Origin of the sequence: Pelotomaculum sp. PtaB.Bin117, assembly GCF_002067195.1 — a bacterium.
Classification (GTDB): Bacteria; Bacillota; Desulfotomaculia; order Desulfotomaculales; family Pelotomaculaceae; genus Pelotomaculum_D; species Pelotomaculum_D terephthalicicum.
Genome location: NZ_MVQM01000025.1, coordinates 1 through 5,267, shown reverse-complemented (window position 1 = coordinate 5,267; position 5,267 = coordinate 1). Strand labels below are relative to the sequence as shown.

8 protein-coding genes are annotated in these 5,267 nt (G+C 51.4%); all 8 read left to right on the top strand.

Translation table 11 applies throughout. The annotated features are described in order from the left end of the window. On the top strand, positions 1-459 hold a 459-nt coding region (locus A4E54_RS00770), incomplete at its 5' end, for a CpaE/TadZ family protein (protein ID WP_286723764.1). A 1-nt stretch (position 460) separates the two neighbouring features. Next, on the top strand, positions 461-1,750 hold the full coding sequence (locus A4E54_RS00765) for a TadA family conjugal transfer-associated ATPase (protein WP_240084855.1): 1,290 nt from the start codon (positions 461-463) through the stop codon (positions 1,748-1,750). Positions 1,751-1,788: 38 nt separating this feature from the next. Beyond that, positions 1,789-2,646 (top strand): type II secretion system F family protein, encoded by an 858-nt coding sequence (locus A4E54_RS00760; protein ID WP_240084854.1) that lies wholly within the window; start codon positions 1,789-1,791, stop codon positions 2,644-2,646. 1 nt (position 2,647) lies between these two features. Next, positions 2,648-3,541 (top strand): type II secretion system F family protein, encoded by an 894-nt coding sequence (locus A4E54_RS00755; protein ID WP_240084853.1) that lies wholly within the window; start codon positions 2,648-2,650, stop codon positions 3,539-3,541. Then, the gene (locus tag A4E54_RS00750) at positions 3,522-4,070 is read left to right on the top strand and encodes a Tad domain-containing protein (protein ID WP_240084852.1); all 549 of its coding nucleotides are present in this window, start codon (positions 3,522-3,524) and stop codon (positions 4,068-4,070) included. The genes A4E54_RS00755 and A4E54_RS00750 overlap by 20 nt, the downstream gene beginning before the upstream one ends. Before the next feature lie 21 nt (positions 4,071-4,091). Next, positions 4,092-4,286 (top strand): Flp family type IVb pilin, encoded by a 195-nt coding sequence (locus A4E54_RS00745; protein WP_240084851.1) that lies wholly within the window; start codon positions 4,092-4,094, stop codon positions 4,284-4,286. Beyond that, entirely contained in the window at positions 4,286-4,792 is a 507-nt protein-coding gene (locus tag A4E54_RS00740) for a prepilin peptidase (protein WP_240084850.1), read from the top strand. Before A4E54_RS00745 ends, A4E54_RS00740 begins: the two co-directional genes overlap by 1 nt. Then, the coding region (locus A4E54_RS00735; protein ID WP_286723758.1) for a TadE/TadG family type IV pilus assembly protein at positions 4,792-5,267 on the top strand (476 nt) is incomplete at its 3' end. The genes A4E54_RS00740 and A4E54_RS00735, both read left to right, overlap by 1 nt.

Genomic DNA, 5,267 nt, shown 5'->3' with positions numbered 1-5,267 from the left:
GCCGTATTGATCGACCTTGGCTACGGCGTGGCCGATTCCCTGTTTGCAGTACTCCGGTATGTCCCGGACATTTTCTTCTTCATCACGCCGGACAAGGCCAAGGTTAAAAACGCCACATCCTTTTTCCGGGATACCGCGCCTTCCAATGATATTGAAGTAAGAAAGATCCGGCTTTTGCTGAACGAGTTCAACATTCCAGGCGCTCTTGTAAAAAAACACATCGAAGGGTTCCTGGGACAGAAATTTACAGACCAGTTCCCGGTAGATCCATCTGTATTAAAAGCCTTGAACGCTGCCGGCGGTGACGTTGCCGGGCCTGGTTCACCTTATTATGAAGCAGTCAGCCGGTATATAGCAAAAGTAATGGGGCCCGCGTGGCCGGTGATCGAAAAAGAAAGTCGTTCTTTTATTTCCCGGCTGTTTAGCACATTTGGGAGAAGAAGAAAAGAGGTGAGCTAAAATGCAGGATACACGTGATACACGTTACACAATGCTTAAAGGGGGCGGCAACATAAAGGTTGAATCCATTGACGAAGGTAAATTCAGCCAGATAGCCGAGGAGGTCAGGATAAAGGCTGTCAATCATATCCGTGATGAAAAGCCCGAAGCTTTTTCAGCTCCTGCACAGTCCCGCGATTATCTAAGAGCATCCGTCCGGAAGATAGCCCTGGAGTCCGGCGCGCCGGATATAAACAGGATCGTGGACGCGGTTTCAAACGACATTCTCGGTTTTGGCCCCTTGCAGAGACTGCTTGATGACAACGAAGTGAACGAACTGCGGTACTACAAGTACAATAACGGCGAGTACGAAAAAAATGGACGCCTGCACCGGATCGAGGACAGCAAGCTCCTTTTTTTATCTGAAGAACACATGCGCAGGACGGCGGTCAAGATAGCGCAGTCAGCTGGCCGCCGGCTGGATGAAAGTTCGCCCATAGTGGACGCAAGATTACCGGATGGTTCACGTGTCAGTGCGGTGTTAAAGGGTGTGTCACTGCACGGCAGTACATTAATGGTCAGGAGATTTCCCAAGTTTTTCTCCCTGGACGAGCTGGTGGCCATGGGCTATCTCAACGAAGAGGCAAAAGCGTTTCTAAAAATGGCGCTGAAAAACAAATGGAACATTGTGGTCTGCGGTCCGATGGGCAGCGGCAAGACAACTTGCGCCAACAGCTTTACGGGCGAGGTTGATACTGACGTCCTAACCATTGAAGATCCCATTGAGACCCGGCCATTAAACGACAGGGTAAGGCAGTTCGAGCCGATCCTCCCGAACATTGAGGACAAGGGGGGCGTTAAGCTGTCCTATATCGTGCAGACCGTGCTTTTACGGACAAGGCCGGGGCTCTTGCTATTTGGCGAGTGCCGGGATTTCAACACTTTTTTTGTTTTAACCGGGATGAATACCGGTACCCATTCCATTACAACAGTTCACTCAGTAAATTGTTACGACGCCGTGATGTATCGACTGCCAATTCTGGCCAGCATGAGCAGCGAGGGTCAGAGCATGGGGATGAATTACCTGCTGGGCCTGGTGGCCTCGTCCGTGGACGTTGCCGTATACTCGGGTCTGATCAAGCATGACGACGGCAGGATCGAGAGACGCGTATTGGAAATATCGGAAGTCGTGCCCAAGTGGGTAAACGATATGCTGCTCCCTGACGTAAGGGTGATATTTAAGGGGGCTAACCTAGTACAGGTTGCCGAACCCAAATTGTTGAAAAAAGGTGAAGGAGGTCGGGTGGCATAGTCTACTATTACGTTTTTGCCTTTCTCTCCGCCTTTTTCATGATTACCGGTGTTTATGCGGCGGTACGGCATAATCCCCTTGACTGCAGCATGAATACTTACACGGGTCTGGAGCAGGAGAGGATGTCCGTTCGCCTGCCGGCGCTATACGGATTCTGGGGGTGCGAGGAGGGCGTATTTGATCGGAAAGATGCATTTAACACGGGGATCTTGACGATTTTTGCCTGTGGTGCGTTGGGTTGGTTTGTGTCAGGCAGAATAATTTTCGGCATCCTGTCAGCGGTTGCAGGCTTTATATTAATTCCCCGTTTTTACGGGGCCTACCGGCAGGCGTTGTGGAAGCTGGCTGTGTTAAAAGCGCTTCCCGGGGGTACGTTTTCACTTCTTGTATCGCTGAGAAGCGGCATGTCCATTAAAAAGGCGCTGGAATCCGCCGCCGCCACTTCCAAACAGCCGGTTGCCGGTGAATTCTTGAATATGTCTCAAGAAATCGAATCAGGGATAAAAGAAGATGAGGCGGCGGAAAACTTCGGCAGGCGGCTTCTGGTCAGGGAGGGTAGAGTGCTTGGAAATGTCCTGGCTCGTTTTATCCGTTTGGGCGGGGGCACCGGCGCGCTCGAACTGCTGGAAGAAGTTCAGGGAATGCTCCGTGGCAGGGACATCGTGCGTGATGCCGTTAGGTCGGGGCTGGCAGATTTATTGGGTGACGCCACTATCGCCATGATCACAACCACAGGCTTCTTTTTGCTGGGCTTTCTCCTTATGCCGGATATTTATAAAAATGTTCTTTCTACTTCCACGGGGAAAATGGTTATCTACGGAGGTATGTTTCAGGCTGTGCTCGTGCAGGTATGGGTACGCTGGAAATGCCGGAAATTGGAAGGGGAGTTGAGCTGATTTGCTTTTTTACATTTCGGTATTTTTGTTTGTTGCTTTTTTATGTTTCGGTCTCTACTTGTATTTAGTCAGGAACCCTCTTGTGGAAGCGTTTGAGGGAGGCGGCGCGGCGGGTGAGGCGGTAGAGCGTAAGGGCATAGTGTCACAGGCCATTGACTTTTTGGGATTGTTTGTTTCGGTCATGCCCACAGCCTTAAAGAATTTAATCTCCCTGCCAAACCTGCCTGAAGTATTAAAAATCGCGGGCTGGAAAATTGGCAGCGAGGAATTCTTGGGGCTCAGGGTTCTTTCGTCCGTTGGTCTGGCGGCGTGCCTGGCTGTTCTTTTCGGCCGCGCCTGGTTATTGGGGGCCGTCATCGGCGCGCTTCTCGGATATGTCATCCCGGTAAGTATACTGGCTCAGAAAGTCAACAACATCGGTTTTAACCTTCAACGCGCGACCCCCTTGTTTTTAAAGTTGCTCGTTGTGGGCATCAAGGGCGGCCAGTCGGTGGAAGAGGCCTTAGTCTGGGCGGGAAAAATCGACGTTGACCTGTCTTTGGAAATAGCAAGGGTTATGATTGACGTTAAAGGAAGCATGACGCTTCAGGAGGCCATGGGGGAGCTCGCGCGGCGGGCGGAGATAATGGATGCCGGCGAGCTCGCCTCCGCCTGTGAAAACATCAGCCTGGCTCACCGGTACGGTGCCGGGGGTATTACCGTGGCCCTGGAAAACGTCTTGCGGGACATGGAAGCGCGGCGGGGCTATCTGGTTAACAGCAGGATTAAGAAGCTTGAAAATATTATTACGGTTCCGCTGGTCTTGTCGGCAATGCTGGCGGCTGTTACGTCCATGGCCGCGCCTTATTTCATAACGCTCTACGGGGGTGCGGGCAGTGTTTTCACGGGTCAGTAATCTAATCCGGGACGAAAGGGGTTTTTCCCAGATAACCTTTTCCGTGATGGCTATGTTTTTCTTGCTGCTTATCGCCGGGCTTGCGAGCGACATGGGAAGGCTCAGGCTCGTGCAGGGCAACCTGGTGGTTGCCTGCGATTCGAGTTCTTTGTCCGGAGCTATGACCGCGGATGCCATAAAGGAATCGACAGCGGCGCCGGAATACGACAGCAGCGGCAATGTTGTCGGGATACATGAGGACGTCCGGTGGCACGCACAGATCAATTCTTCAGAGAGGGCGGCAAACGCGGCCCTTTCTGCTTTCTCATTGAACAGTAGCGATTTAACAGCGGCAAGGGGAGTCTCATTTAATTCAACAAGTGACTGGAGGGGTGAAATGGTGGGAATTGACTCCTATAAGGTGTCGGCCAGGGCTAAGGTGAGAACGTTTTTTGCCGGTGCCGTTGGTTTAATTACAGGAAGCACGTCTTTTATTGATATGCCTGTCTCTGCAACGGGCACTGCCCGGGCGGTTGTTAAGACGGATTGAAAGTGAAAGGAGGTGATTGAAGTGATTAAGTTTCTAAAGAAGCTTTGGAACGACGAGGATGGCATCAAGGCCATTTCAGTTGAAACGGTCATGATGGCAGCCGGACTTGCGCTCCTGGCGTATGGTCTCTTTGGCACTCCTAATTTGTACGAAAAAATCCAAACTGCCTGGAACAATACGTCCTCCACTTTGACAAGCGCGAGTGAGGGATTTTAATGGGAGCTGAATGGACAGGAACTGTGGTTGCGGCCGCGCTTGCGGCCGCTGCTGCCAGGTCCGATATGGAGACGGGTAAAATCTATAACGCCCATGTGGTTCCCGGACTGCTTTTCGGTCTGCTGCTGGGGTACTTGCGGGGTGATTTGTATTATTGCTTTATATCTGCCTTGATGGCCGGTACAGGGCCTTTTATTTTTTGGTTGCTGGGCAAGGCGGGCGGCGGCGACTTCAAAATCGCTCTCGCCCTGGGGGCGCTGGTGGGTGCCCACGTTGGCATATTCGCATTTATTTTTGCATGGCTAATCGCCTTTGTGGTTTATATGGTCAAGCATCTGGCCGAGGGATCCGCCGGCCATTGGCTCAGTGAAAACTTTTATGTCATGTTATCGTTTTTCAATAAAACAGGATACAACAGGGATGCGGGTGAAGAGGTATGCTTTGGGGTATACCTCTTCTACGGCCTTTTCCTGGCCGAGATTTTCGTTAAGGTGGTGGGAAATTAATGGGTCTTTTTAAGAGGCTGTGGGAGGATGAAAGAGGGGTTGGCAAGGTAACAATATTTTGTATTGTATTTTCTTTCTTTATGCTCGGCATAATTAGCGGTTTATACTGGGGAGTTGTCGCACACGCTAAAGACGTTGCGTTGCAGGCCGCCAGGGAAGGCGGTAGAACCGCCGCCGTTTTCCATGACTATACCCTTGCTAACCAGTCAGCAATCAATGTGGTTCGAGCGCAGCTCCCTACTCCTTCAGGGACCGGTGGTGCAGCAGGAGAACCGCACCAGCCTTTTGACGCTCTAAATCCTAACCCGGTAACGCCGGATATCGTCTTTAATGAGGATGACACGTATGTATATGCCCAAGTATCTTATCACGTTTTCTGTCCCATACCTGGGTACCCCAGACTTTTTAAGAAAAGTGACTCTCCCTGGAGCAACTGGGCGACTGTGATGGGGCAGGCGGTGTTTCAGAAGGAGTA

Coding starts and splice junctions, on each gene's coding strand:
- A4E54_RS00765 (WP_240084855.1), top strand. CDS start 461: ATGCAGGATACACGTGATACACGTTACACAATGCTTAAAGGGGGCGGC.
- A4E54_RS00760 (WP_240084854.1), top strand. CDS start 1,789: ATGATTACCGGTGTTTATGCGGCGGTACGGCATAATCCCCTTGACTGC.
- A4E54_RS00740 (WP_240084850.1), top strand. CDS start 4,286: ATGGGAGCTGAATGGACAGGAACTGTGGTTGCGGCCGCGCTTGCGGCC.